Annotated in this window: 23 protein-coding genes and 2 tRNA genes; 1 reads left to right on the forward strand and 24 read right to left on the reverse strand. The window is 53.7% G+C overall.

What is annotated here, in order from left to right:
- Positions 1 to 10 precede the first annotated feature (10 nt).
- The 6 genes from lnt to murJ form a co-directional block, all read right to left on the reverse strand.
- The gene (gene lnt / locus WC515_02355; protein ID MFA5146209.1) at positions 11 to 1,555 is read right to left on the reverse strand and encodes an apolipoprotein N-acyltransferase; all 1,545 of its coding nucleotides are present in this window, start codon (positions 1,553 to 1,555) and stop codon (positions 11 to 13) included.
- Positions 1,552 to 4,299, reverse strand: coding sequence for a preprotein translocase subunit SecA (gene secA, locus WC515_02360; GenBank protein MFA5146210.1), 2,748 nt, complete (start codon positions 4,297 to 4,299; stop codon positions 1,552 to 1,554). The genes lnt and secA overlap by 4 nt, the downstream gene beginning before the upstream one ends.
- 5 nt (positions 4,300 to 4,304) lie before the next feature.
- A protein-coding gene (gene prfB, locus WC515_02365; protein MFA5146211.1) for a peptide chain release factor 2 occupies positions 4,305 to 5,442 on the reverse strand; the annotation gives its coding sequence in 2 pieces (ribosomal slippage) (positions 4,305 to 5,372 and positions 5,374 to 5,442; 1,137 coding nt in all).
- 39 nt (positions 5,443 to 5,481) lie between these two features.
- On the reverse strand, positions 5,482 to 5,790 hold the full coding sequence (locus tag WC515_02370; protein ID MFA5146212.1) for an MGMT family protein: 309 nt from the start codon (positions 5,788 to 5,790) through the stop codon (positions 5,482 to 5,484).
- Positions 5,747 to 7,150 (reverse strand): excinuclease ABC subunit UvrC, encoded by a 1,404-nt coding sequence (locus tag WC515_02375; GenBank protein ID MFA5146213.1) that lies wholly within the window; start codon positions 7,148 to 7,150, stop codon positions 5,747 to 5,749. Before WC515_02375 ends, WC515_02370 begins: the two co-directional genes overlap by 44 nt.
- On the reverse strand, positions 7,129 to 8,667 hold the full coding sequence (gene murJ, locus WC515_02380; protein MFA5146214.1) for a murein biosynthesis integral membrane protein MurJ: 1,539 nt from the start codon (positions 8,665 to 8,667) through the stop codon (positions 7,129 to 7,131). The genes WC515_02375 and murJ overlap by 22 nt, the downstream gene beginning before the upstream one ends.
- 98 nt (positions 8,668 to 8,765) lie before the next feature.
- Between murJ and rpsT the strand changes: the two genes are divergently transcribed.
- On the forward strand, positions 8,766 to 9,035 hold the full coding sequence (rpsT, locus tag WC515_02385; GenBank protein MFA5146215.1) for a 30S ribosomal protein S20: 270 nt from the start codon (positions 8,766 to 8,768) through the stop codon (positions 9,033 to 9,035).
- Here rpsT and holA read toward each other — a convergent pair.
- The 18 genes from holA to WC515_02475 form a co-directional block, all read right to left on the reverse strand.
- Positions 9,012 to 9,980, reverse strand: coding sequence for a DNA polymerase III subunit delta (gene holA / locus WC515_02390; protein MFA5146216.1), 969 nt, complete (start codon positions 9,978 to 9,980; stop codon positions 9,012 to 9,014). The genes rpsT and holA overlap by 24 nt on opposite strands.
- Entirely contained in the window at positions 9,974 to 10,525 is a 552-nt protein-coding gene (gene lptE, locus WC515_02395; protein MFA5146217.1) for an LPS assembly lipoprotein LptE, read from the reverse strand. Before lptE ends, holA begins: the two co-directional genes overlap by 7 nt.
- Positions 10,522 to 11,484 carry a tetratricopeptide repeat protein gene (locus WC515_02400; GenBank protein ID MFA5146218.1) on the reverse strand — a complete coding sequence of 321 codons (963 nt, stop codon included), beginning with the start codon at positions 11,482 to 11,484 and terminating at the stop codon, positions 10,522 to 10,524. Before WC515_02400 ends, lptE begins: the two co-directional genes overlap by 4 nt.
- 93 nt (positions 11,485 to 11,577) lie before the next feature.
- Entirely contained in the window at positions 11,578 to 11,946 is a 369-nt protein-coding gene (locus tag WC515_02405) for a PilZ domain-containing protein (GenBank protein MFA5146219.1), read from the reverse strand.
- Between the two features lie 100 nt (positions 11,947 to 12,046).
- Complete coding sequence (locus tag WC515_02410; GenBank protein ID MFA5146220.1) at positions 12,047 to 14,479, reverse strand: DNA internalization-related competence protein ComEC/Rec2; 2,433 nt, start codon at positions 14,477 to 14,479, stop codon at positions 12,047 to 12,049.
- A gap of 35 nt (positions 14,480 to 14,514) precedes the next feature.
- Positions 14,515 to 14,892, reverse strand: coding sequence for a helix-hairpin-helix domain-containing protein (locus WC515_02415; GenBank protein ID MFA5146221.1), 378 nt, complete (start codon positions 14,890 to 14,892; stop codon positions 14,515 to 14,517).
- 10 nt (positions 14,893 to 14,902) lie between these two features.
- The gene (gene leuS, locus WC515_02420; protein ID MFA5146222.1) at positions 14,903 to 17,386 is read right to left on the reverse strand and encodes a leucine--tRNA ligase; all 2,484 of its coding nucleotides are present in this window, start codon (positions 17,384 to 17,386) and stop codon (positions 14,903 to 14,905) included.
- Positions 17,387 to 17,397: 11 nt separating this feature from the next.
- A complete protein-coding gene (locus WC515_02425; protein MFA5146223.1) occupies positions 17,398 to 18,249 on the reverse strand; it encodes a deoxyribonuclease IV in 852 nt (283 codons plus the stop codon).
- 116 nt (positions 18,250 to 18,365) lie between these two features.
- A tRNA-Leu gene (locus WC515_02430) sits at positions 18,366 to 18,452 on the reverse strand.
- A 170-nt stretch (positions 18,453 to 18,622) separates the two neighbouring features.
- A tRNA-Ala gene (locus WC515_02435) sits at positions 18,623 to 18,696 on the reverse strand.
- A 39-nt stretch (positions 18,697 to 18,735) separates the two neighbouring features.
- A complete protein-coding gene (locus tag WC515_02440; GenBank protein ID MFA5146224.1) occupies positions 18,736 to 19,854 on the reverse strand; it encodes an HD-GYP domain-containing protein in 1,119 nt (372 codons plus the stop codon).
- 15 nt (positions 19,855 to 19,869) lie between these two features.
- Positions 19,870 to 21,798, reverse strand: coding sequence for a CHASE2 domain-containing protein (locus WC515_02445; protein ID MFA5146225.1), 1,929 nt, complete (start codon positions 21,796 to 21,798; stop codon positions 19,870 to 19,872).
- Positions 21,799 to 21,819: 21 nt separating this feature from the next.
- Positions 21,820 to 22,440, reverse strand: coding sequence for an MlaD family protein (locus WC515_02450; protein ID MFA5146226.1), 621 nt, complete (start codon positions 22,438 to 22,440; stop codon positions 21,820 to 21,822).
- Positions 22,441 to 22,454: 14 nt separating this feature from the next.
- On the reverse strand, positions 22,455 to 23,267 hold the full coding sequence (locus WC515_02455; protein ID MFA5146227.1) for an ABC transporter ATP-binding protein: 813 nt from the start codon (positions 23,265 to 23,267) through the stop codon (positions 22,455 to 22,457).
- 11 nt (positions 23,268 to 23,278) lie between these two features.
- Positions 23,279 to 24,073 (reverse strand): ABC transporter permease, encoded by a 795-nt coding sequence (locus WC515_02460; GenBank protein MFA5146228.1) that lies wholly within the window; start codon positions 24,071 to 24,073, stop codon positions 23,279 to 23,281.
- A 28-nt stretch (positions 24,074 to 24,101) separates the two neighbouring features.
- Positions 24,102 to 24,437 (reverse strand): STAS domain-containing protein, encoded by a 336-nt coding sequence (locus WC515_02465; GenBank protein MFA5146229.1) that lies wholly within the window; start codon positions 24,435 to 24,437, stop codon positions 24,102 to 24,104.
- Positions 24,438 to 24,474: 37 nt separating this feature from the next.
- Positions 24,475 to 24,912 (reverse strand): ATP-binding protein, encoded by a 438-nt coding sequence (locus tag WC515_02470; GenBank protein MFA5146230.1) that lies wholly within the window; start codon positions 24,910 to 24,912, stop codon positions 24,475 to 24,477.
- A complete protein-coding gene (locus WC515_02475) occupies positions 24,875 to 25,831 on the reverse strand; it encodes an acetyl-CoA carboxylase carboxyltransferase subunit alpha (GenBank protein ID MFA5146231.1) in 957 nt (318 codons plus the stop codon). The genes WC515_02470 and WC515_02475 overlap by 38 nt, the downstream gene beginning before the upstream one ends.
- Between the last annotated feature and the right edge of the window lie 26 nt (positions 25,832 to 25,857).

The raw sequence follows: 25,857 nt of genomic DNA on the forward strand, positions 1-25,857 counted from the left end.
GGATAAAAATTTATGCCGATGGCTTAAGGAGACGGGCCAGGATATAGAGAGACGCATATGTCATGCAGAGACACGCAAAGATATCACCGTATCTCATGTACGGGGTCCCGGCCCGCGAAAGGATGATCTCGCGCGTCCTGAAGCCGCTGACGAATATATTCCCGCCGGACTCGACGGTATCCGATATGCGCCCCTTCTGGTCTATGAAACAGGAGAGGCCTGTGTTCGCGGCGCGTATGACGTTCGTCCTGAACTCGACCGCCCTGAATACGGAACTCTGGGCATGCTGGAACGGCGCCGCCGTCTCTTTGTACCAGGCGTCATTTGTGATGTTCACCAGGAAGCCGGCGCCGCTTTTGATGAACTCCCGGCTTAAGGACGGGAATATATCCTCAAAACATATGAGCGCGGAGAACCTTACCTTCTTAAGCATCTTCCACCCGGAGCCGTTCCCCACGTCCCCCCTCTCGATAAAAAAGTCGAAGACCCTGTAGTCCCTGCCCGCGGTGCAGTCGCCTATAGGGACCGGCGCGAACTTTTCTACAAATGAGAAGATCTTCTTGAAAGGTATATATTCACCGAACGGCACCAGGTGTATCTTATCGTATCTCTCTACAGGCCGCCCCTCTTCGGAAAATAGGACGGCGCTGTTATAATAGCCGCCTCCCTCCTCCCTTACAGTGCCTACAAGGAGCGGGGTCCCGATATTTGACGCCAGGCCCCTGACCCTTTCTAATAGATCCCTTTCGGATTCCAAAAACCCAGGCACCGATGTCTCGGGCCAGACGATGAGGTCCGGCTTTTCTTTCGCGGCCTCTACCGTAAGAGACTCATACGTGCCGAGGATATCCTCCCTGAAATTCGAATCCCATTTACGGTCCTGGGGGATATTGCCCTGGACTATGGCGACCTTAAGCGGCTGGCCTGTGAATACGTTATTAAGGCGTATGTATCCGTACCGCAGAGTCAATAAGATGACGAGCGCCGCTATCATGAGCGGTTCGAAACGGTACTCCCTCCGCGCCAGGTCTTTGGCGACCATATATAACGCCGCATTGACCATAATGATGAGAAAGCTGACCCCGTATACGCCCGTGATATCGGCTATCTGTATAATGGGGAGATTAAAACTTTGCGAATGGCCAAGGAGCACCCATCCGAAACCGAATATACCCGCGGATCGTATCCATTCCAGGCCGACCCAGGCGGAGGGGGCAAAGAATAAAAGGGGGTATAGGGTATGGGGTATAGGGTATCGGAGAAGAAGGCCGAAGAGGCCGAAGTATAGCGCAAGATAAAGGACCGCGAAGATCATGCCGGGAAGGGTGACGTGGACAAGCCACCAGATCGTGCCAAAAAAGAAGAGGACGCCGGTGAGATAGGATAATAGAAATGCTTTAAGCGGGCCCTGTCCTTCTATGGCGAAGAAGAGAGGAATGAATGCAACCCACGCAAGTAACCACAGGTTAAAACCGGGGAAAGATAATATCAATAATACTGCCGATAAGCATGCCAACAATACCCTATACCCTATACCCGATACCCTTTTTCTCATTTCCCGCAGCACTTCTTATACTTCTTCCCGCTGCCGCACGGGCACGGGTCATTTCTTCCGACCTTCGGCGCTTCACGCTTATATGTGACCGCCGGCTCTTTCGGGAGCTGTCCCTCATAGGACGGTGCGCCGGACCCTGTCCGGTCCGGAGGCACATCCTGGAACTGCATCTTCTCCTCATGAAGAAGCTTTTGATGGGACATATCGAAGACGCCGGGCTCGCGATCTTCTTTTATCGCCTGTATCTTGAAGAGGTACTCGAGCGTCTCCTCCTTTATTCTGTCTATCATATCCATGAACATGGCGTACCCCTCATGCTGGTACTCTATGAGAGGGTCGCGCTGGCCGTACGCCCTGAGGCCTATGCCTTCCCTGAGGCTGTCCATCGCGTATAGGTGGTCCTTCCATCTGGAATCGACGACCTGCAGGAGGACCATCCTCTCCAGATATGACATCATCTCATTGCCAAGGGACTGCCGCTTCCTGTCGTAAACTTCCCTGAACTGCTTCAAAAGTTCTTCCCTGATATCGCCCCTGTTCATCTCGTCCAGCTTCACGCCTTTTATCTTCATGCCGAACCTGGACTCGAAATGCTGCAGGAGACCCTCGAAATCCCAGCTGTCGTAAGAGGCCTTCTCGTTAAGGTATGTATCGAGCAGGCCGTCCACCGTCTCTTCCATGATCTCGTAAATATACTCTTTCAGCTCGCCGCCGAATAGTATCTTCTTCCGCTCATCGTAGATGACCTCCCGCTGCCTGTTCATGACATTATCGTAATCAAGGAGGTGTTTCCTTATCTCGAAGTTATGCTGTTCCACCCTCTTCTGGGCGGTCGAGATGGCCTTTGTGATGAACGGGTGCTGTATATCCTGCCCCTCCTCCATGCCCAGCTTCTCCATTATGAGCTTTATCCGGTCTGAGCCGAATATCCTCATGAGGTCATCTTCCAGGGAGAGGTAGAACCTGCTGGAGCCGGGGTCCCCCTGCCGGCCGGACCGGCCGCGCAGCTGGTTATCTATACGGCGGGCCTCGTGGCGCTCGGTACCCACGATATGCAATCCGCCCATCGCGGCCACGCCTTCCCCTAGGACTATATCGGTCCCGCGGCCTGCCATATTGGTGGCGATGGTGACCGCATACTTCTGGCCGGCCTTGGCCACTATCTCCGCCTCCATCTCATGATACTTAGCGTTCAGGACGTGGTGCGGCACCCCCATGCGTTTTAGGAGGTTAGACAATTGTTCGGATTTTTCTATAGAGATGGTGCCGACCAGCGCCGGCCTCCCCGCCGCGTTGAGCTCCGCGATCTCCTTGCATACGGCATTGAACTTTTCCCGCTCGGTCTTGTAGATGATGTCCGGATGGTTCGTCCGTATGAGGGGCCTGTTGGTCGGGATGACTACGACCTCCAGCGAATATATCTTCTGGAATTCCGCCGCTTCGGTCTCTGCCGTGCCCGTCATACCGGCCAGTTTTTTATACATCCTGAAGTAGTTCTGGAAGGTGATCGTGGCGAGCGTCTGGTTCTCCCGCTCTATCTTCACGCCCTCTTTCGCTTCCACCGCCTGGTGGAGACCGTCCGACCAGCGCCTCCCCGGCATCAGCCGTCCCGTGAACTCGTCGACTATGACCACCTCATCGTCCTTTACGACATAGTCGACGTCGCGCTTGTAAAGGGCATGCGCCCGCACGGCCTGGCGTATGTGATGCTCCCATTCCGACTGCAGGTCATCGTAGAGGTTCTTGACCCCCAGCATCTCCTGGCACTTCATGACCCCTTCTTCCGTAAGGTTAACGGTATGGTTCTTCTCGTTCACCACATAGTCGATGCCCTTCTCGATGTCGAGCCCCTTGTATTTTGCCGCTATCTCTTCGCTGTCGGTGATCGTCTTGCCCCTGAGGCGCGGGACTATCTTATTTATGGTGTAATATTTATCGGTCGACTCTTCGGCGGGGCCGGATATGATGAGCGGCGTCCTCGACTCGTCGACAAGGATCGAATCTACCTCATCGACAATGGCGTAGTTCAGGGGCTTCTGGACCATATCCTCTTTTCTGACCACCATATTGTCGCGCAGGTAGTCGAAACCGAATTCGTTGTTCGTGCCGTATGTCACGTCGCACCCGTATGCCTCCTGCCGCGACTTCTGGTCCATGTCATGCTGGATTACGCCTATGGTAAGCCCCAGGAATTCATATATCGGTCCCATCCAGGCCCTGTCCCTTTTGGCGAGGTAATCATTGACCGTCACCACATGTACGCCTTCGCCGGTCAGGGCATTAAGATATACCGGCAGGGTGCCCACAAGCGTCTTCCCCTCTCCGGTGGCCATCTCAGCTATCTTGCCCTGATGCAGTACGATACCACCCATGAGCTGGACATCGAAGTGCCTCAGTTTTATGGTGCGCTTCGAGGCCTCCCGCACCACGGCGAACGCTTCGGGCAGGACACCCTCGAAGGTCCTGTTCCTGAGATCGCGGAGCTTCCTCTTCAGTCGCTCTTTTTCGTCGGGCGATGTGGAGCTCCTGAACAATTCCTCGAGCTCCCTTATCTGGTCGATGTGATCTTTCCTCTTCTCCGATATCCTCTGCCTGAACTCGTCGGTCTTGGCGCGCAGCTCTGAGTCGGAAAGCTTGGATATCTCCGGCTCGAAGGAATTGATGACGTCGACGGTAGGCCGGAGCGTCCTCACCATCCTCTCGTTCTGCGTCCCGATTATCTTTTTCAGTATGTAGTTGAGCATGAATTTTAACTTTGAGCTTTGGGCCGTGGGCTTTGGGCCGCGGGCTTTGGGCCCTGGGCCCTTTTCAGATACGCCTCTATAAGCTCGTCGAGCTTGCCCTCGAGCACCGCCGAGGCGTTCCCCGTCTCATAGTCGGTCCTGTGGTCTTTCACCATGGAATACGGGTGCAGGACATACGACCGTATCTGGCTTCCCCACGCGATCTCTTTCTTCGCGTCATATGCCTTCTCCAATTCTTTCGTCTTCCTGGAATGCTCCACTTCATAGAGTTTTGACGCCAGGAGCTTCAGAGCCATCGTCTTATTCTTGAACTGGGAACGCTCGTTCTGGCACTGCACTATTATCCCTGTGGGCACGTGCGTGATCCGCACCGCCGAATCTGTCTTATTTACGTGCTGTCCGCCCTTCCCTCCCGCGCGATAGGTATCTATCTTAAGGTCCGCCTCTTTTATATCCACTTTTATATCGTCCGCGATCTCGGGTATGACATCGACCGAGGCAAATGAAGTATGGCGGCGTTTATTGGAATCGAAAGGCGAGATCCTTACCAGGCGGTGGACACCTGATTCCGACTTCAGATAACCGTACGCGTAATCGCCGCTCACCAGGACCGTGACGCTCTTTATCCCCGCCTCTTCACCGACCAGCTGGTCGAGCCGGCTGATCACGTACCCCCTGCCCTCGGCCCAGAGCGTGTACATCCTGAGGAGCATGGCGGCCCAATCGCATGATTCGGTGCCGCCGGCGCCGGCGTTGATGCTGAGGATGGCGTTATTGCTGTCGCTCTCCCCGCCCAGCAGGCTCTTGAATTCTAGGCCGTCCAGTTCCTTTTTTAATCTTGCCAGGTCGGCATTGAAATGGCCGAGCGATTCGGTGTCCCCGGCTTCGGCTATGCCTACGATATCCTTTATGTCCTTCAGGCCGGCCTCTATCCTGCTGAACGGCTCGACCACCGCCTTGAGGCCCTTGAGCTCTCTTATTATCGTCTTTGAGCGCTCCTGGTCCTTCCAGAAGTCGGCCTTCGATATCTCGGCCTCGAGCGCCTTTATCCTTTCGACCTTTTGGCCGACATCAAAGATACCTCCGGAGGTCTTCCAGTTTCTCCTCGGCCGCTTTCATATCTTCACCCAGTTTCTCTATCATATTTTCCGGACCTTTCAACTAATGATTATAACAGCGTATTCACAACCCGTCAACGCCTTCGGACTTCAGCATCCTCCTCTTCGCTGATGTGCCGCGCGCGTATCCTCCTATGGATCCGTCCGACTTTATGACACGGTGGCAGGGTATGATATCCGTGTATCTATTCTTATTCAGGGCATTGCCAACTGCGCGGCATGCCTTCGGGCTCCCGGCCATCCGCGCGACCCACGCGTAAGAACGGACCTCCCCGCGCGGTATGCCGCTGACCGCTTCATATACCCGCCTTTCGAAGACGCTCAGGGAACTATCTTTTAAAATAGCCGACGATGTTACGCGCCGTCTTTTCATCTATCCCTCCTTCGGCCTTAAGCTCATCGAGCCCGGCCTCCCGTATCTTATCGACCGAACCGAACCGGTTGAGCAGGGAGCGCCTGCGCTTGGGCCCGACCCCCTTTATCCGGTCCAGCTCCGAACTTTCGACTTTTTTCGACAGCAGCTTCTTATGGTAAGCTATGGCGAACCTGTGCGCCTCGTCACGTATCCTCTGCACCAGGTGCATGGCCTTTGACTCCTTCGGCAGCACTATAGGATCTTTCTTATCGGGCGTGTAGATGCGCTCGAACTCTTTCGCTATCCCTATAACGGCAAGTCCGCCCAGGCCCATCCTGCCGAGCTCATCCGTTGCGACGCCGAGGTGGCCCTTTCCCCCGTCTATCACGACAAGGTCGGGCAGGCTTCTTTTCTCCTCCAGCATACGTCTGTACCTGCGCCGCACCAGCTCCCTCATCATGCTGTAATCGTCAACACCGGAGACGGTCTTTATCCTGAAGTGCCGGTACTCGCTCTTCCTGGGCCTCCCCTTATAAAAAGATATCATCGAGCCGACGGCCTCCCGGCCCATCGTATTGGATACGTCGAACGCCTCTATCACCTCTATCCTCTTATCCATCCCTATGACCCTGCCGAGCTCATCAAGCTCATCGCGCGTGGTGTAACTTACGCCATTCTCCCTGAAAGTGCTTAGCGCCTCTATCCTGTCCCTCAGGCGCGCCGCCTTCTCAAAGTCCTGTGATCCGGAGGCCTTCGCCATCTTTGCCGAAATGAAGGCCACCAGTTCCGAACTCTTCCCGTCCAGGAATAGTTCGAGCTCACGCACCACATCTTTGTAGTCAGCCTCTTCTACCTTGCCGGCGCACGGGCCCGGGCACTGTTTTAAATGGTAGTTCAGGCATACCCTTTTAGGCATAGCCCGGCAGGTCCGTAACGGAAATAGCCTGCGCAGGATCGAGACGGCCTCTCTCAGGAGCGTGGCGTCCGTATAAGGCCCGTAATAAAGGGCCCCGTCATCTTTCCTCTGGCGCGTTATCAGCAGGCGCGGGAACTTCTCGTTCACGGTCAGCTTCAGCATGGGATAGCTCTTCCCGTCCTTGAGCGCGACATTATATCTGGGAGAGAGCTGCTTTATGAGCCCATTCTCATATATCAGCGCCTCCGCCTCCGTAGCGGTGGGTATATAAGCTATATCCCTGATTTTTTCCACAAGCGCTTCGATCCGGCCGGCGAGCCGCCGGTTCTGATAGAAGTAGCTCGATGCGCGCTTGCGCAGGTTAAGCGCCTTGCCCACATAGAGGACGGCCCCGGCCTCATCCTTCATCAGGTAGACGCCGGGAGACGCCGGGAGATCTTTTATCTTCTCTTTGATATCCATCCGAGAAAGCCCTTCAACTCTTTTACGCCGAAGAGGAATGAGGCCAGGAAGAAGACGCCTGTACCTAGAAATATGGCGGCGAAAAGCGTCCTGGCATCAACGGCATGGGAAGACCTCAGTATGATCACAAGCGCCATCCCCATCGCGACGCTGGAGGCCAGCACCCTGACGAAAGAATCGGTTATGGCCCGGGTGCCCAGCGCGCCTATCCGCCTCTTCAGGATGATATAGAGGCACAGGAAATTGAATGTGGCCGATATGGAGGTCGCAAGGGCCACCCCGCCCAATTTCAGGGGCCACATGAGTATCAGGTTAAGGATGACGTTCAGGATGACGGAGGCGAACGCCGTCTTCACCGGGGTCATCGTATCGTGCATCGAATAGAAGCAGGAGACGAGCAGCTTTACGCCGCCGTATGCGCAGAGGCCGAAAGAATAGAAGAAGAGGGCATCCTGTGTGATGGCGGTAGAGTATGAGGTGAACTCCCCCCTTTCAAAAAGGATCCTTATGATAGGCGTCCCCAGTATGGCCAGGCCGAAACTTGCCGGTATCATGATGAAGAAGACGCTCCGGAGCGAGAACGAAAGCGTCTCTTTCATCCTGTCGATATCGCCGAGGGCGAACTCCTGGCTCATCCTGGGCAGGGCCGCCTGCGCCATGGCGAGGCCGAATATCGCAAGAGGGAACTGCACCAACCGGTTAGCGTAGTATAGAGCGGCCACTCCGCCTGTGCCCACTATCCAGGCAAGCGAGGCCACTATCGTATCTACAAAGATATTTATCTGATAGACTGCCGACCCCATGACGCGGGGAACCAGCAATATACCTATCTTCTTCACCGCCGGGTGGCTGAACCCGTCCCTGAAATTGACGGTCATCCCGTATTTAAGCATGGAAGGTATATTCAGGGCGAGCTGCAGGGCCCCTCCTGCCAGGACGCCTATGACGAGACCGAATACGCCTATCCTTGGGCAGAGCCATAGAGCCGAGGCGATCATGGCCATATTCATAACGGACGGCCCGAACGCCGGGCTCCAGAAGTGCTTCAGGGTATTGAGTACCCCCATCGCGTACGCGGTCAACCCTATGAGGACCAGGTAGGGAAATATGACCCTATTGAGGGTTATCGTCAGCTCCAGCGCCTCCGGTTCCCTCATAAATCCGGGCGCTATGAGGCGCACTATCAGAGGAGAGGCCAGGACACCGGCTGCGGTGATGGCTATAAGCACTACGCTCATTATATTGAAGAGGATGCGGGATATGCGCAGGAACTCCTCTTCTCCCCTTTGCGTGCGGTATTCCGTCAGCACCGGGACTATGGCAGAGTTGGTGGCGCCTTCGCCGACAAGGTCCCTTAGGCTGTTCGGGATCCTGAACGCCACGACGAACGCCTGTGCCGCCAGGCTCGTCCCGAAAAAATTGGCTATGACTATGTCCCTGATGAAGCCCAGCACCCTGCTTATTGCCGTAGCTATCCCTATCACACCTGTCGATCTCACAAGACCACGTTTGCTCATATATCAAAACCCTTGACAAAAATATCTATATTTGTTATAGTCATCTTCCGTATTTAGAAGATCGATGACGCTTATACATCCGAACAACGGAGGATAAATTGCCCAGAGAGAAGACCGCTTATAAAGAACTGCGAAAAGCCAGGGGGAAGCACTTTAAGAACGTCTCGACGATATCCGAGCTTCACACCCTTACCAAAAAATTCGAAAAACTCATCTCAGGAAAGAAGACGGATGAGGCGAAGGCAGCTATCAAGATGCTTGTATCGAAGATCAGCAGGGCCGCTTCCAAAGGCGTGATCCATAAGAACGCCGCATCCAGGAAGGTTTCCCGCCTTTCAAAGAGATTATCTTCGCTCGCCAAGGCATAACCGCATAATACCGAATTCAAGGATGAGCGCGGGGTCGAATTTCGTCCTCTTTACGTCCAGGTCCGCTTCCAGAAGTATCCCCATCTTTGACTCTATCGTCTTTATATCGAAGGCCTTTACCTGTTTAAGGAACTGTGCCGCATTTTTCCGGTTCACACCGGCCTCGTAGGCGAGAGAGGACCCGTCCAGCCCCCCGGCCTGAAGTAATTTCCCTTTCAAAAGACGCTTGAAATGCCAGGCGAGTATCCCTATTATCTCCTGCACCTTCTTCCCGCCGTTCATAAGGTCATACGATATCTCCAGGGCCCTGTCGGTATCGCTATCCCCTATGGCCTCGGCTATCTCGAACGCGGATGAGGCCATGCTCCTGCCTACCAGCTCTTCCACGTCCCCGGCGGTTATCTCGCTCCTCCGGCCGGTGTACAGGGACAACTTTTCCATCTCGCTGTCCAGCGACAGGAGGTCATTCCCCTTAAGCTCCTTCAGGATCTCGATCGCCTCCCTGTGCATCTCCTTGCCCAGGGAGGATGCGCGGCGTTTAAGCCATGAGAAAAGCTCTTCGTCCGTCAATTCATCGAACCTCATGACGGTGCCGAGGCCTTTCGCGGAAGGGAAGTCCTTCAGTATGGAGCCGCTGGCCGAATCGACCGCAAAGTACGCGGATCTCGACGGTTTCTTGAAATATTCTATCAGGCGGGACCTGTCCTCTTTCGGAAGATCGTCAAAACCCTTTATGACCAGGAGGCGTTTCGATGAAAAGAAAGGAAGGGTAGCTGCATATTCGATGATCGCTGCGGCGCCTGTCTCGCCGCCGTAAAATATCTTATAGTCCAGCGCTTCCGAAGGACCGGAGAAGAGCGAATCCTTCAACTTCTTCAGCGCGCGCTCTTTGAGATACTCCTCTTTCCCGATGAATAAAAAGACCGAAGAATTTGAGCTCACCATCCCTCAACGGTTCTCTCCACAATACGCCGCGCCAGATCTTTTGTCGCTTCGTTTATCGACGAATCCTCGCTCCTGGCGAGCGATCCGGACGTCCTGTACGTCGTCTCTCCGGAGAAGGCCTTCTCCTCCCACACGGTCTTCCCGTCCTTCGAGTCCGTAAGCTTCATGTTAACGGTCAGGACGATGCGGTACTCTTCAACGTTGTCATTGGCGTCATACCGCAGGGCCTCCCTCCTGAAGTCGAGGAGCTCTCCCTTCAGGATGATATCGGCGCCTTCGTCGTTCCTTATCTTAAGGTTCCCGTCCAGGAGGAACCTGTCTATCACGGCCTTGGTTATGTCCCGCTCCATCCCCGGCTTGTATCCGCGATACATCCTCACATCGCTCTGCTCATCCGTTATGCGTATGCTGTTCTTGAAATTCTCCACGTAGATAGTTTTAAACTCCGACGGGAGGAGCGACCTCGTGGTATAACCGCACCCGGATACAAACAACGCAAGGATGAAAGCTACGGTTAAAAAAGATCCCTTCAAAAGATCCATCATTTCTTCTCCGCTTTAAATTTAAGCAATGCCACCTTTGCCCTGGCCTCTTTGACGAAAGAGCTCTCCGGAAATTCATTTATGATCTCTTCGTAATATATGATAGCGCTCTTATACTTGTGCCGGGACTCGTAAAACTTTGCCGTCCGATATGACTTTTCGGCGGCCTTGTCCTTCAGGCGCTGGATCGTCTTTGATGCCTCTTTGGAAAGTTCGTCATCCTTGTTCGCCTCCGCGAACTCCTCGAACGCCTTTATGGCCTTATCGGTGGGCTCCGAGGCATATTCCGGGTTGAGGGAGGCCCTGTAGGCGCAATAGGCGGTCTCGTACTTTGCCCTGTCTGCAAATTTGGAGTTCTGGTACTCATCCACCACGCGCTGGAACGCATCTATCGCCTCGTCATAGCGGTCCGACTTCTTCAGCGCCTCTCCCATCCTGAACTGGGCCTCATCCGCAAGCTTCCCGTACGGGGCGTTATCCACCACCTTCCTGTAAATCTCAACGGCCCTGTCCAGCGAAGTCATGATATCGGTCCCCAGGAGTTTGGGGCTTGCCTTGGCCATATATATATTGGCTATATTGAACTCGCGGGCGATGATCTCATCCATGTTCTCGATGTGCGGGAAATTGTCTATCGCCTTCTGGTAATTCTGGAATGCTATATAGAACTTTCCCATGTTTTCGTAGCAAAGGCCGACGTAATACTGCGCCTTGGACGCGAATTCGGAATATTCATAATTTTTAGCGAGTTTGTCGAACTCCGTGGCCGCGCGCTCGTAGTCCTTGGCGTCATAGAAACTCATGGCCCACTCGAACTGCTCCTTTGGGCTGTCCTTTACTGCGTATTTAGGGTTTACGAATTTTTTGGTCTCGGGTGTCCATAGCCAATAGGCCTGCGAGACCCGGGCGCTGACGGCGCAGAGGAGGAAAGATGCTATCAATATAGATAATAATTTTCTCATATATCTATTAATGGATTTTCAGGATATCACAGGAGACCGGTTTTGTCAAGAAAACTGGGATTTGCATGTGAGAGGCGATGCCGACGCGGAGATTCAGGAGTTCTTGATGACGGCGCGGTTCACGAAATTCATTACGAGGTCTTTATCTTCCTTGGACATTTCCAGGAACTGGTTCCCCAGCTCGTACTCTGACGTCGTGGGAAGCTTCCTTATCCAGGCGACTTTAGATATCGCCTTTATGGGTTTGGTCGATGTAGGAAGCGTTATCTCTACGACTAAACGGCAGGCTAATGATATGAATTCGCTGGAATTAAAACGTACTCCTCCCTCGCTGATATCTTTTGTGAGGGAACCGAGGGAAGTCACTCCGATCTTCCGCAGATTTCTATATTGAAGCGGCAGATGAAACGTTACCCGTTTATTTTTTCTTCTCTCGTCTATGTTTTGATTTATCTTATCCACCTAAAAACTCCTCTGGCCCTTCCCCCCTCGCTTAATTATAATTTTACTGCACCAAATATATCACATAGTTATATGTTTGTCAAGGTAAAGTATAAAAAAGTTAGTTTTCTTCTCCGAAATGGCCTATTTTAAAGCCACCCTCGTTAATGATAGCCCGTATCGCTCCGCCCTGTTTTGTGATGTAACACCTTGATCCTAAATGTGTTAAAATATCTACGGTGCTATTCAGGCGCTCTTTGAATTTGACGCTGTTGCCGACACTGATGATCGCTACACCGGGAGAAACCGCTTTAAAAAAGATCCTGAAAATATTTTCGCTTCCCGGAAAACCTGCGTGGTGCGGGACCTTCAGAATATCGGAGCGGAGAAGATCGCCGTATGACACGAGATCCGATATCCCCTTCTCCGTGACATCGCCGCATAGGAGCACGCTCGAAGCGCCGTACACTATCTTCAGGACTATGGAATTATCGTTTGAGTCAAATACGGCTTTCTCTTTTTTCGGGTTGAGGACGAATATCCTGACGGGACCCGGGAGATCTATCTCGTCGCCGCTGCCGACGATAACGCGCGGTATGCGCTTCGCCTTTACGATCTCCGCGTACCGGAGATAGAGCCATTTGTCGCGCTCAGGCACGGCACCGTTGTCTATCACACAGCCGACTTTGAAATTTTGCATAAGATATATGATGCCTCCGAGATGGTCTTCGTGAAGATGGCTTACCACTATAGCGTCTATCCGGCGTATCTTCTTATTCCACAGGTACGGCGCTATCACCCGTTTCCCTATATCGAACTTCTCTTCCCCTCCCGATCCTCCGTCGACTAGGAACACCCCTCCGCGGGGCAGTTCTATCAATGTCGAGTCCCCCTGCCCTGCGTCGAAGAATGTCATCTCGAGGATCTCTTTTTGGCGCGGCAACAGATCTTTCCATACCATGACATTCAATATGACCAGGATAACGGCAAGGATATCTCTTCTGCGCACCGGTCTTCTGCCTGCGTTAATGACGGCCGGGGATAAAAATAGAACGATAAAGAACGCGTAATATACGATACAGAAATATGGCGTCGGGGCGGGGGTCCTGAAATACGCGAACGGCGCTTTGGCGAATACCCCATTTATAAAAAAGAGCGCCTTTTCCGTGATGCTCATGGCTGCCGAAAGATAAGCGGCCGGAAGGCCCGGGATGAGCCCAAACCCCAGAAAAACCATCGAGAGGGCAAATATGACAAAGACGAGCGGCACGATGACTATATTGGCGACCACGGCTATCGGAGATGTTATGTTGAAATAGAAAGAGACGACCGGCGCTATCGCTATCCATGCCGCTATCGAGATGACTACGGACCTTATTATGAACACCCTCGCCGAGTAAAACCGGGAGGCCCGGCGGGCCGGCCTGCCGGGCCGCATCAATACCCCTTCTATCTTCGGCGTTAACAATATTATCCCGGCCAGCGAAATAAAGGAGAGCTGAAAACTCGGGTCGAACAGCTCGTTCGGGTTAAATATCAATATCAGGACTGCCGCTATCGCGAGGGAGTTCAATATATCGGATTCCCGCTCGAATAAGTATCCCGCCGCAAATATGGAAAATGTGATCGCGGCCCTGGCCACCGGAGGCGCGCCGCCTGCGACAAACGAATAGAAGATGACGGCCCCCGTCGCCAGCGCAAGGTTAAGCCGTTTCGGTACTTTAAATATACTGAAGATGAATAAGAATATGCCCGCTACGAATCCCACGTTCTGTCCGCTCACCGCCAGGATGTGGACCGTACCCGTCTTTACGAAATCTTCCTCCGTCCTTTCGTCAAGGCCGCTCCTGTCTCCGACGATGAGCGCCTTGAGAAAACCGCTTTCCCGTCTTTCCAGCCGGGCATCAAGATATCCCTCTATCCACCTCCTTACCCTGTAAGCCAGACGCCTTACCGGGTCCATGGTATCTTCGCCGAGACGATGGGCAGCAGAAGATCTTTTGACTTTGAGGACCGAATATATCCTCTTATTCTTCAGATACTCCGAATAATCAAAAAGGCCGGGGTTCCTCAGGCCGGCAGGCGGAGATAAGATGCCTTCAAGGACCACCTCATCGCCGTAGCCGAAGCCCTTTTCATCTTTGTACATATCGACCTTCACCAGCCCGCTCGCCCTCTGAAAGCCGGATGCGCCTTTCAGGCCGTTCACCTCAAGCACAAATGAGGTCCTCCTGGTACTATAGAACGTGGTGCTGATCACAGGGTCATCGATGATAGTACCCCTGACCATGACGGTCCTCTCTTCCCGGGAATTGAAACGGGAGATATGGTCCACCGGGATGGCGTTGAACTTACCGTAGGAGATCACCCCTATTAACGCGACCGAGATGCAGAGAAACGCGCGAGAGATGATCTTCTGTTTAGAGAAGAGAAGGACAGGGATGAGGCAGAGAAGGCCGGCGGCTGAGGCCCAGGAGAACGGTATGGCCCACATACGGGCAAACGATATGCCGAGGATCAGCGATATCGCGATCGGCACGAACGGTCGTTTCACGGATATACCTTTCGGTGCGGCAGGGGGAGGCGGCTTCACTCGACGTATATTTCGTCGCTCATCTCTTCAAAAAGTCTTTCACCTATCCCCCTGACGTTCTTTATCTCCTCGGTCGACATGAAACGTCCCTCCGAAGACCTGTATTCTATTATGCGCTCCGCCAGCGTCTTGCCTACCCCGCTGAGGCGCATAAGGTCTTCCGGGCCGGCCTTATTTATGTCGATCCGCACGGCGGGATAAGGCACAGGCCCGTCCATCCGGCCCGGGGCCCGGGCGAGATCGGGTTCAAACCCTTTTATTGTTATATCTATAACGGGACCGGACCGCCGGGATCCGGCAAGCATGAAACCCAGGATGAGCAGGAACGAGAGGATGGTGACAATAAAAAGTTCGCGCTTTACGAGGTCGAACATATGGCAGGGGTCAGATAACTATATTGACCAATTTCTTCGGGATTACTATAAGATCTTTTATCTCTTTACCCTCTATCCACGAAAGGACCTTAGGGTCTTTCAACACCATCTCGCGGAGTTCTTCTTTTTGCATGTCCGGCGGGACGTCTATCTTGGATCTCAATTTGCCGTTCACCTGGATAACGACCGTCACCACTTTCGCCTCCATTGCGGAGGCGTCATAAGAGGGCCACTGCGCCCTGAATATACTCTCCTTTTTGCCGAGCGATCGCCATAATTCTTCGGCTATGTGCGGCACAAAAGGCGACAGAAGGATGACGACGGCCTCAACGGCTTCCCTGACTGCCCCTTCTCCGACGGCAGGACTTTTCTCCCCGGCACCCAGAGTATCGTATATTTCATTGACGAGCTCCATGACCGCGCTTATCGCGGTATTGAAGTGAAATCCCCCGTCCAGGTCTTCCGTCACTTTCTTTATCGTCTGATGCGTCTTCCTGCGCAGTTTCTCTTCCGGGCCGGGATTTTTGTTTTTCCTCCCGGCTCCAAACTCCAGGATCCCAACTCTCCCGACAAGCCGCCACACCCTGCCGAGGAACCTGTACGCGCCCTCAACGCCCCTGTCCGACCATTCCGCGTCCTTCTCCGGGGGCCCTATGAAGAGCGTGTAGAGACGGACCGTATCGGCGCCGTATTCCCCGATAAGGCCGTCGGGACTGACTACGTTGCCCTTCGACTTCGACATCTTTGCCCCGTCTTTTATGATCATGCCCTGGGTGAAGAGGTTCCTGAAGGGCTCATCGAAGTGCGCCGCCTTTATATCGTAAAAGAACTTCATTATGAAGCGCGAGTACAACAGATGCAGTATGGCATGTTCTATGCCGCCTATGTACTGGTCGACCGGGAGCCATTTATCGACCATAGCGGTGTCGAACGGCCTGTCGGAGGACCTCGGCGTTATATACCTGAGGTAGTACCAGCTCGAATCGACAAAGGTGTCCATCGTGTCGGTCTCCCTCGCAGCCGGCCCGCCGCACTCAGGGCATTTCGTATTTACAAAGCTTTTGGAAAATTTAAGAGGCGACTCTCCCGTCGGCCTGAACTCTACGTCTTCCGGCAGGAGGACCGGCAGGTCTTTCTCCGGGACGGGGACGGTCCCGCACTTTTCGCAATAGACGATCGGTATGGGGGCCCCCCAGTAACGCTGCCTCGATATGAGCCAATCGCGCAATTTATACTGTACCGCCCTCTTGCCGAACCCTTTCTTCTCAAAGTGGTCGGCTATCTTCCGTACGGCAGCCGTCGAGGGCAGGCCGTTGAACTCTCCGGAATTCGCCATGACCCCCTCGGCAACATATGCCTCTTTCATAACGGCCGGATCGAGGGGAGATCCCGGGTCATCGATGACGACGCGCACCGGAAGACCGTATTTTTTCGCGAATTCAAAATCCCTCTGGTCATGTGCCGGGACCGCCATGATGGCGCCCGTACCGTATTCCATCAGGATGTAATTTGCCACCCAGAGGGGCACCTTTTCACCGGTGACAGGGTTGATGACGTGCCGCCCGGTGAAGACGCCCTCCTTTTCGATATTTGCCTGGGCCCGGTCTATCTTGCTCTCGTTACGCATCTTCCGTATACTCTTGAGGATCCCCTCTTCGCCCTTTACCCCCTTTATAAGTTTCTCGACAAGGGGATGTTCCGGCGCCAGGGCCATGAATGTGGCCCCGTATATGGTGTCGACGCGCGTTGTAAAGCACTTCAGTATATCGCCCGAACCGTCGATCCTGAAATCTATCTCCACGCCTTCGCTCTTCCCGATCCAGTTGGCCTGCATCGTCTTTACGCGGTCCGGCCATTCGGTAAGTTTGCCAAGGTCCTTCAGGAGGCGTTCGGCATAGCGCGTAATGCGGAAGAACCACTGCTCCAGCTCTTTCTGGGCCACTTCCGTATCGCACCGTTCGCAGCCTCCGTTCACGACCTGCTCATTGGCAAGCACCGTCTTGCATGAAGGACACCAGTTGACGAACGCCTTCTTCTTGTACGCGAGCCCGTTCTCATATAATTTCACGAATATCCACTGCGTCCACCTGTAATATTCCGGCAGGCATGAGATGACCTCCCTGTCCCAGTCGTATTCGACGCCCCACTGGTTAAGCTGTCTTTTCATCGTCTTTATATTGTTCAGTGTCGACACCTTCGGATGCATGCCGCCTTTTATCGCCGCGTTCTCGGCGGGTAGCCCGAATGCGTCAAACCCCATAGGCGTGAGGACATTGAACCCGCGCATCATCTTGTAGCGGGCGACGACGTCGCCGATTATGTAGTTCCTGCCGTGCCCGACGTGGAGGGCCGCGGACGGATAAGGGAACATCATCAGGCAATAGTACTTGTTCTTAAAGTTATCCGTATCTGCTTTGAAGAGCCCCTCATCGCGCCAGAACTTCTGCCACTTCGGCTCTATCTTATCGAATGGGTATGTTTTTTCTTCGTTCATATTATCCCCTATTACCTGCTACCCTTTTTTACCAGCTTTCTCGCAGCTGCCAGATTTCGCATGTCATCCTTCTCCGACTCCTTCGGCGTCTCCATGATGAAGGCCGCATCTTTCAACGACGGATGATTTATGATCCGTCCAAGCGCCTCAAGCCCTATCTTCCCCTTGCCGATATCTTCGTGGCGATCGACGTGCGAGCCGAGCGGCGCCTTCGAATCGTTAAAGTGCACCACCTTTATAAGCTTGAGCCCTATCAGCCGGTCAAACTCATCAAGCGTCTCCTTCAGCCCGCGGGAGGTCTTTATGTCATAACCTGCCGCGAAGATGTGCGCCGTATCGAGACATACGCCTATATGCGTCAGGCGGTCGATGCCGTCCATTATACGGCGTATATGCTCCAACCGGTGCCCTATACACGAACCGGAACCTGCGGTCACCTCGAGCAATATGGTCGTCTTCGGGTCCGCTTCTTTGATTATATCGTTTACCGCTGAGGCAAACCTCTTTATGCCGCCGGCCTCGCCGCTGCCGACATGGCTTCCCAGATGGGTAACGAAATACTCCGCCCCCAGCGCGTCCGCCCTCTTTATGTCGTCTATATACGCCTTTATCGACCTGCCGTAAAGGCCTCCGTCGGGAGACGCCAGGTTTATTATATACGGGATGTGGACGACTACCGGCCGGATGTCATATTCCTCTTTAAGCTGCCTGAATTTGACCACGTCGCCCTGATCAAGCCTGGCGGCATCCCAGCCCCTGGGGTTACGGCTGAATATCTGCATGGTGTCACAGCCCAACAGGTGCGCCCGCTCGAGCGACTCGTATATCTTCCCGGCTATCGAAACATGTAGGCCTATGCGCATATGCTACTCTCCAGCGTGGTCCGCCTTCCTGTATCGGGTCAATCATAGAAGATAGCGTTCGGCGGACACATCCGCCGTACGCTATCTCCCTGAAACACACCACACAGGAAGGCGGATGGTGCTGGAGGAGAGAATTGAACTCTCAAGGTGTTACCACCATCGGTTTTTGAGACCGACGCGTATGCCAGTTCCGCCACTCCAGCGAAAAGTCGCAAAACATCCTCTTTTTTTAAAAGGAAGGGGAATATTAAGGGTTCTTATTAATAAATTTGTGGCCCGCCTTCCTGTATCGGGTTAATCATAGAAGATAGCGTTCGGCGGGCTCATCCGCCGAAGGATATCTACCCCGAAACACCCGATACACGAAGGCGGATGGTGGAGCCGACGAGAATCGAACTCGTGATTACACAATGCCATTGTGTCGTGATCCCGCTTCACTACGGCCCCTGAAATCGCATTAGATTATAACAACAGCCCCGGCAAAAGTCAACGCCGCCGATCTGCCGTGTTCCAGATGCCGGGATATTTCGTAAAGGACGCGACAAAGGCGCCGACCACCTTGGGGTCAAAATGGGTGGCTGAGCCGTCCCTTATCTCGGAAAAGGCGCTGTCCGGCGAATGTCTCTCATGATACGGCCTCTTTGTGGTGAGGGCGTCGAAGATATCGGCTACGGCTATGATCCTCCCCGCCAGGGATATCCCGTTACCTTTGAGCCCTGCCGGGTATCCCTTGCCGTCGAAACGCTCGTGGTGTTCCAGTATCCCCCTTATTATCTTGCCGGAATTATATATCCCCTCCACTATCTTGGCGCCGATCGCCGGGTGGCGGTGCATCTGGTCCTTTTCGTATCCGAGCAGCTTTGCCGGCTTGGAGAGGATGCTCTCTTTTATGCCTATCTTTCCCACGTCGTGCAGGAGGCTCGAGAGCCGCAGGTTCTCCAGCGCCTCTCCCTCTATACGCATCTCTTTGGCTATAGCGACGGCATACTCCATCACCCGTTCGGAGTGGCCGCTGGTGTATTTATCTTTGGCATCGATGGCCCTGGTCAGCGACGCGACCGTGCCTATAAAGGCCTCTTTCAGCTTTTCATAGAGACGCGCGTTTATGAGGGCGGCCGCAATATAACTGGAGAGGGCCAGGAGAAGCTTCTGGTCCTTCCCGGTGAAGAGATGGCCGGGCCTTTTTTTGTTGCTGACGATAAGCGCGCCGACTACCACGTCGTCCTTCTTCAGCGGGACCGCCAGGAAGGACTTAAGAGGGAGCCGCTCCCTGAAGAACGGCAGGTTCTTCTTCCTGAAGAGGGCGTTATTATGCACGTCGTTGACTATTATGGGGCTCGCCTTCTTAATGAGCTGGTTATTTATCACTTCCCAGCTCCCCAGTATCTTTATATTCGCCACCTCATCGCTGCTGAACCCTCTCGCCTTATGCAGCAGGAGATGGCCCGATTCGTCATCCACCAGGAATAATGACGCATGGTCCGACCTGAGGGCCTTCGCCGATTCTCTGAGGACGTGTTCGCTCACGGTCTCCAGGTCGAGCGATGAACTTATCGCCCTGCTCACCTCCAACAGTATATTAGCCGCTTCGTAGCTTTTACGCATATGTCTCCCGTGTGGTCATTCGGCCTCTCCTATCTTTATGACTATGAGCGTCATGTCGTCATGCTGCGTGGACCTGGGTTCGAATTTTCTCACATCCTTCTCGATGGCATTCAATACATCTTTCGGAGAAGAGAAACGTTTCGCCTCGATCACCGCCGCCAGCCGCTCGCTCCCGTACATATCGTGTTTGGCGTTCATGGCCTCGGTGATACCGTCGGTATACAATACCAGGAGATCTCCCTTCTTAAAACTTATCTCTCCGCCGGAGTATACGTTTTCCATAAGCCCGAGCGGCGCCCCTTCCGAGACATCGAGGAATTGCGTCTTTCCCGTTTCTCCCACATACGCTATCGGGAGATGGCCGCCGTTAGCGTACTTCAACTTCTTGCGGTCTATGTCGAATATGAGGTAGCACATGGTGACGAAGAGATTGGACGCCGACTCCTTCACCAATACCGAATTCAGGCTGGTCAGCACATCTTTGGGCTCGCTCTTCGTGACGGCAAAAAATTTGAACTTTCCCGTGACCATGGCCATGAACAGGCTTGCCGGGATACCTTTGCCCGATACGTCCCCTACCATGACCCCTATCTCCCTCTTACCGAAATCTACAAAATCGTACAGGTCTCCCCCTACCTTGCGGGCCGTGAACATGGAGGAGGCGATCTCTATGCCGTCGGCGGCAGGCACGGACTTGGGGAGAAAGCTCTCCTGGATCTTCTTGGCGATATCGAGCTCGTTCTCCAGGAGAAGCCGCTTCTTCCATTCATTGATGTATTTATAGATAGTGAGGAAGAGGTAAAGGAGCGCCATCAAAAGTATGGGGTAGAATATGTCTATCCACAGGCCTGACAGGTCGAATACCAGCATCCCGGCGAAGATCAGGGTAAGTATCGTGGCGGCCAGGACGATAAGGCCCTTCACCGGTTTCGTCCTCAGGGTGACGGCGGTTATAAGGAGGCCGAGGAAGACCAGGACCGCGACATTGCCTTCCCTGGAAAGGCGCGTGATGAAACGCCTGCTGATAAGCGAATTGAATACCTCGGCGTGAATGCCCACCCCGGGGTAGAGCGTCTCGAACGGGTTGGGGTGCAGGTCCACCGTCCCCGCCGCAGTCAACCCGACAACGCAAAGTTTGTCCTTGAAGACGCCCAGGTCCAGTATGGGCTTCTGGCCCGTAATGCCTGCCAGATACGATTGCAGCACGTCGACATATGAATAGTGTTTGTATACCTTCCCCCATCTTCCGGAGAAGTTTATTATCATGTTCGAGCGGTCGTCGAGCGGTATCTTCATCTCCGGCCCGCAGAGTATATATTTACCGGGGAGTATCTTTATATCTTTTTGCTGTATGCCGAGGTAATCACATCCTGCCAGGAATGATATGTAGGGATAAAAACCGTTCTTGTACTTGACGTAGAGCGGTATCCTCCTGAACTTACCGTCTATGTCAGGCGCTATATTTATCTGCCCTTCGCCGCGCACATGCACCCTCAGGTTCTCCAACGTCTTGGCGGTATACCCTGAGGCCGAAAAGATATCACCGGCCTTCTTCGTATCGATATCGAGGACCAGGGGGAGATAGACGTTCCCGGCCTCTCTCATGGCGTCGGCCAGTTCTTTGTCGTTTTCGTGGGGCTCGCTGAAGAAGATATCGAATATCACCGATTTCGCGCCGGCAGACGATAGCGCCTTGATGAGGAGGGCATGGTAACTGCGGTCAAAAGGAAAACGGCCGATCTTTGCGATCGTGTCTTCGCCTATATCCACCATCACCACCTTATCGGTGGTGGATACACCGGGCCTTAATAAAAATCTGAAATCGAGCGTTTCGAGCTCATAGTTGTCGAGGAGACGCAGGTAGGAGATGAGGATCACCGTGGCCGCTATAAGCGGGAGAATGACCAGGTAGAAGATCAGCTTGGAACGACGGGAGGAGGCCATCGCGGAAGAGGCGCTTAACCGTTACTTCCCCTTCATCAGGAGTTTCCACGGATGCTTCTTGATGTCCTCGCTGAACTCTTTGAAATTGACCGAGGTCTGCTCGAGATTTACCGCGATACTGTCTATCCTGGAACGGTTATCCGCGACCACCCCGGTGACGTTTTCGGCAAGCTTCTTGACCTCGACGAGCGTCTTGTCCAGGTTCTCGGCGATAACATCCGCCTTCTTCATCAGTTTTCTCATCTCGACCGGGTCCTCGCTCGCCAGTATAGCCCCGGGGCCCGCGAACGGCTTGTCGGCGGAACCGGGCGTCAGGCCTATATAGGCGTCCCCTATGAAACCGGACGTGGAGATGAACGCCAGAGAGTCCTCGTGGAGTTTCGCCTTGCTGTCGATCGCGAGCACCAGCTCCACTTTCGTATCGGGGGCGTAGTTGAACTTTATCTTCTCCACCCTGCCGACCTCTATGCCGGAAAGTTTGACTATGGAATCCAGTTTTACACCTTCGGCATAATTAAAATACGTGGTGACCCTGTACGGCTTCCCGCCGAAGTCGGTCGTCTTCACCCAGAAGACCACCGCCGCCGCCACTGCTATCGTCACGACAAGACCGGTCTTCACTTCATTGTTTATTATCTTCATGCGTGATCTCCCTTTCATTGGTTCATGCGCTGACCGAGCAGGTGCTCGAGATAATCGTCTTTCTGCTGGAAAAATTTTATAGGCCCGTCGGGGCTTCCGGAAACGAACTGTTGGACCATGCTGTTCTTGCTCTTCCTGATCTCGTCCGGGGTCCCCACCTCGAGGACCTTCCCCTCGTACAGCATAGCGACCCTGTCGGCTATGGAGAAGACGCTCTTCATGTCATGCGTCACGACGATGCTCGTTATGGACAGCTTCTGGGAAAGGTCGAGTATCAATTTATCTATGACCCCCGCCACGATCGGGTCGAGCCCTGCCGTCGGCTCGTCATAAAAGACGATCTCCGGGTCCATGACTATAGCGCGCGCCAACCCCACCCTTTTCCGCATTCCGCCCGACAGCTGGCTGGGCATCAGGTCCTCGAATCCCCTTAAACCGACGAGCTCCAGCTTCATCTTGACGACGATGTCTATGACGTTCTTATCGAGCCTGGTGTGCTCCCTCAGGGGAAGGCTCACATTATCGCCGACGGTCATGGAGTCGAAGAGCGCCGAGGACTGGAAGCTCATACCTATGCGCTTTTTCAGCTTATCCATCTCGTCTTCGGAAACGGCCGTTATATCCTTTCCGAGGAGATTTATCTTTCCCGAGTCGGGCTTCAGGGCCCCTATGAGATGGCGCAGGAAGGTGCTCTTGCCGCATCCCGAACCGCCCATGATGACGAATGTCTCGCCCTTATATATCTCGAGGGAGAGGCCGTCCAGGATAGTCCGTTCGCCGAACTTCTTCACCACATTATCTGATCTTATGACAACTTCCCGTTCCATAACACCCCGGCTCATTTATTCATAAAGTAAAAAAGGCCTGTCAATACACAATCGAAGAGTATTATCAGGATGAAGCTCGTGACGACGCTTAAAGTGGTCGCCTTGCCGACGCCTTCGGCGCCGCCCTTGGTGTTCAACCCCATGTAGCAGCCTATCATAGATATGGTCACCCCGAAGACGACGCTCTTTATGAGCCCCGTCCAGACGTCTTTCCACGCCATGAACTGGAACGAGAACGTGAGATACCTGTACGGATCGAGACGGAGGTTAAAGACGCCTACCAGGAAACCGCCGAAGATGCCTGTCATGTCCGCGAGGACCGTAAGGCACGGGAGCATCACTATAAGCGCGAGGAACCTGGGGACGACCAGGAACCTTATGGGATTGAGCGCCATGGTGTCGAGCGCCTCTATCTGCTCGGTGACTTTCATCGTGCCGAGCTCAGCCGCGATCGCGGCGCCGACCCTTCCGGCCACGACCAATGCCGTAAGGACGGGCCCCAGCTCACGCGCCATGCCGACGCTCACCATGGGGGCAACGAATATATTGGCGCCGAACCTGGTCAGCTGATAAGCGCTCTGCATGGCTATGACTATGCCGGTAAAGAACGAGACGAAGAAGGCTATGATGAACGAATCGACCCCTGCAAATACCATCTGGCTGAATATGCCTTCGCGCTTGGTGAATTTCTTTCTGAACGGCCCGACAATGATCCAGTACAGCGTCTCGAAGAGCAGCTTAAGCACCTCCCGCGACTGCCTCACCACTCCCAGGATCGTCTTCCCTATCCGTTCAAAAAAATCCATCGCTCCCCCGTTTATTCAGGCAGGCCTGTCAGACAAAATTCGAGACGGCTTCGTTCTCGTCGGCCTTTATATCGAAAAGTTTGTCGAGCTTGGTTATCTCGAAAAGGCTCTTTACTTTGGAGGAGAGGTTGGAGAGGCGTATCTTGCCTCCGTACGCCCTCATGTTCTTCAGTATCTCCACCAGAGTGGCAAGGCCGGATGAATCGACGTATGTCACCTTGGAAAAATTGACCACGATCTTGAGCTCTTTCTTGGCTATCAATTTATCGAATGTCTTCTTGATATCCGGCGAGGTATTTATGTCAACTTCACCGGTCACCTGGCAGACCGTCATCCCGTTCTTGCTCTCCACCTTTATCGGCATATCTCAATCTCCTTCCGTTCTTATCCCCGGTCCGTGCTCACAGGTATTTTACCATCTTTATCTTGTTCCCGGTATCGTTATATTCCACCAGATCCATAAGTTTCTTTATGAGGAATACCCCCCTGCCGGAGTTCTTCATTATATTGTCGTCCGCCGTAGGGTCGGCGACATCGCCATGGATAAAACCGCCGCCTTCGTCCTCCACCTCTACGCTGAGTTTGTCGTCTTTGATCCAGTACGCCACCCGCACGAAACGGCTCTTGTCGCTCCTGTTCCCGTGTACGATGGCATTCCTGACGGCCTCCTCGACGCATAACCTGATATCGAAGAGGGTATCGCCGTCGACATCCAGCGACGAAAGGGCCTTCAGGACCTTAGAAGATGCCTTTCGTATATACTCTAAGCTGCTCGGTAGTTTGAGAACTGTTTTTCGCGTTCTATTCTTTAAAAACACCGATTGACCTAAATTTATCATACCTCATATCCAAAAGCTTCTCTTTAGATATATGCCCCAGGACCGCGAGATCCTTTTTTATAGTGGATTTTATATTATCCGCCGTCTCCTGTGGGCCCCTGTGGGCGCCGCCGAGCGGTTCTTTTATTATACCATCAATGATCTTCATTTCAAGCAAATCCTTGGCCGTAAGTTTAAGAGACGCGGCAGCTTCCGGGGATTTCGAACGCTCTTTCCATAATATCGCGGCGCACCCTTCCGGGGATATGACAGAATAATAAGCGTTCTCCAGCACATAGACCTTATCCCCTATGCCTATGCCGAGGGCTCCCCCCGAGCCGCCTTCTCCTATCACGAAGACCACGACAGGCGTCTTAAGCGTCGTCATCTCCCTGAGGTTATAGGCGATGGCCTCGGCCTGCCCCCTCTCTTCCGCGCCGATCCCCGGGTATGCCCCGGGCGTATCTATGAAGACGACTACGGGCAGCGAAAACTTCTCGGCTATATTCATCACCCTCATGGCCTTGCGGTAGCCTTCGGGATTTGCGCATCCGAAATTCCTCTCAAGGTTCTCCTTGGTGTCCCTGCCCTTCTGGTGGCCTATGACCACGACCTTTTCGCCGTCAACCCTGGCCAGGCCGCATACGATCGCTTTGTCGTCGGCGAAATGCCTGTCACCGTGGATCTCCATGAAGTCCGTCATCATCATCTCGATGTAGTCCAGTGTATACGGCCTCTTCGGGTGGCGCGCCAGCTGGACCCTCTGCCACGGGGTCAGGTTATCGTATATATCTTTTTTGATAGAGGCGAGCTTCTCTTCGAGCCGCTTCACCTCGCCGGTTATATCCAGGTCCTCGCGCGCGGTAAATCCCTTGAGCTCATCGATCTTACGCTCCAGCTCTACGATCGGCTTTTCGAAGTCAAGTCCCGGCATAGCCATCTAAAGACGCACCCTGCCTTTCATAT

Source organism: Candidatus Omnitrophota bacterium, assembly GCA_041650805.1.
Taxonomy (GTDB): Bacteria; Omnitrophota; Gorgyraeia; order 2-01-FULL-45-10; family 2-01-FULL-45-10; genus JBAZKM01.

Excerpts from the sequence above, each read along its gene's own strand:
- WC515_02470 (MFA5146230.1), bottom strand. The coding sequence starts at position 24,912 with ATGATAAATTTAGGTCAATCGGTGTTTTTAAAGAATAGAACGCGAAAA.
- lptE (MFA5146217.1), bottom strand. The coding sequence starts at position 10,525 with ATGATGGATCTTTTGAAGGGATCTTTTTTAACCGTAGCTTTCATCCTT.
- secA (MFA5146210.1), bottom strand. The coding sequence starts at position 4,299 with ATGCTCAACTACATACTGAAAAAGATAATCGGGACGCAGAACGAGAGG.
- WC515_02475 (MFA5146231.1), bottom strand. The coding sequence starts at position 25,831 with ATGGCTATGCCGGGACTTGACTTCGAAAAGCCGATCGTAGAGCTGGAG.
- lnt (MFA5146209.1), bottom strand. The coding sequence starts at position 1,555 with ATGAGAAAAAGGGTATCGGGTATAGGGTATAGGGTATTGTTGGCATGC.
- WC515_02450 (MFA5146226.1), bottom strand. The coding sequence starts at position 22,440 with ATGAAGATAATAAACAATGAAGTGAAGACCGGTCTTGTCGTGACGATA.
- WC515_02400 (MFA5146218.1), bottom strand. The coding sequence starts at position 11,484 with ATGAGAAAATTATTATCTATATTGATAGCATCTTTCCTCCTCTGCGCC.
- WC515_02370 (MFA5146212.1), bottom strand. The coding sequence starts at position 5,790 with ATGAAAAGACGGCGCGTAACATCGTCGGCTATTTTAAAAGATAGTTCC.
- murJ (MFA5146214.1), bottom strand. The coding sequence starts at position 8,667 with ATGAGCAAACGTGGTCTTGTGAGATCGACAGGTGTGATAGGGATAGCT.
- holA (MFA5146216.1), bottom strand. The coding sequence starts at position 9,980 with ATGGTGAGCTCAAATTCTTCGGTCTTTTTATTCATCGGGAAAGAGGAG.
- WC515_02455 (MFA5146227.1), bottom strand. The coding sequence starts at position 23,267 with ATGGAACGGGAAGTTGTCATAAGATCAGATAATGTGGTGAAGAAGTTC.
- WC515_02465 (MFA5146229.1), bottom strand. The coding sequence starts at position 24,437 with ATGCCGATAAAGGTGGAGAGCAAGAACGGGATGACGGTCTGCCAGGTG.
- WC515_02375 (MFA5146213.1), bottom strand. The coding sequence starts at position 7,150 with ATGGATATCAAAGAGAAGATAAAAGATCTCCCGGCGTCTCCCGGCGTC.
- WC515_02440 (MFA5146224.1), bottom strand. The coding sequence starts at position 19,854 with ATGCGTAAAAGCTACGAAGCGGCTAATATACTGTTGGAGGTGAGCAGG.
- WC515_02425 (MFA5146223.1), bottom strand. The coding sequence starts at position 18,249 with ATGCGCATAGGCCTACATGTTTCGATAGCCGGGAAGATATACGAGTCG.
- leuS (MFA5146222.1), bottom strand. The coding sequence starts at position 17,386 with ATGAACGAAGAAAAAACATACCCATTCGATAAGATAGAGCCGAAGTGG.
- WC515_02445 (MFA5146225.1), bottom strand. The coding sequence starts at position 21,798 with ATGGCCTCCTCCCGTCGTTCCAAGCTGATCTTCTACCTGGTCATTCTC.
- WC515_02460 (MFA5146228.1), bottom strand. The coding sequence starts at position 24,073 with ATGGATTTTTTTGAACGGATAGGGAAGACGATCCTGGGAGTGGTGAGG.
- WC515_02415 (MFA5146221.1), bottom strand. The coding sequence starts at position 14,892 with ATGTTCGACCTCGTAAAGCGCGAACTTTTTATTGTCACCATCCTCTCG.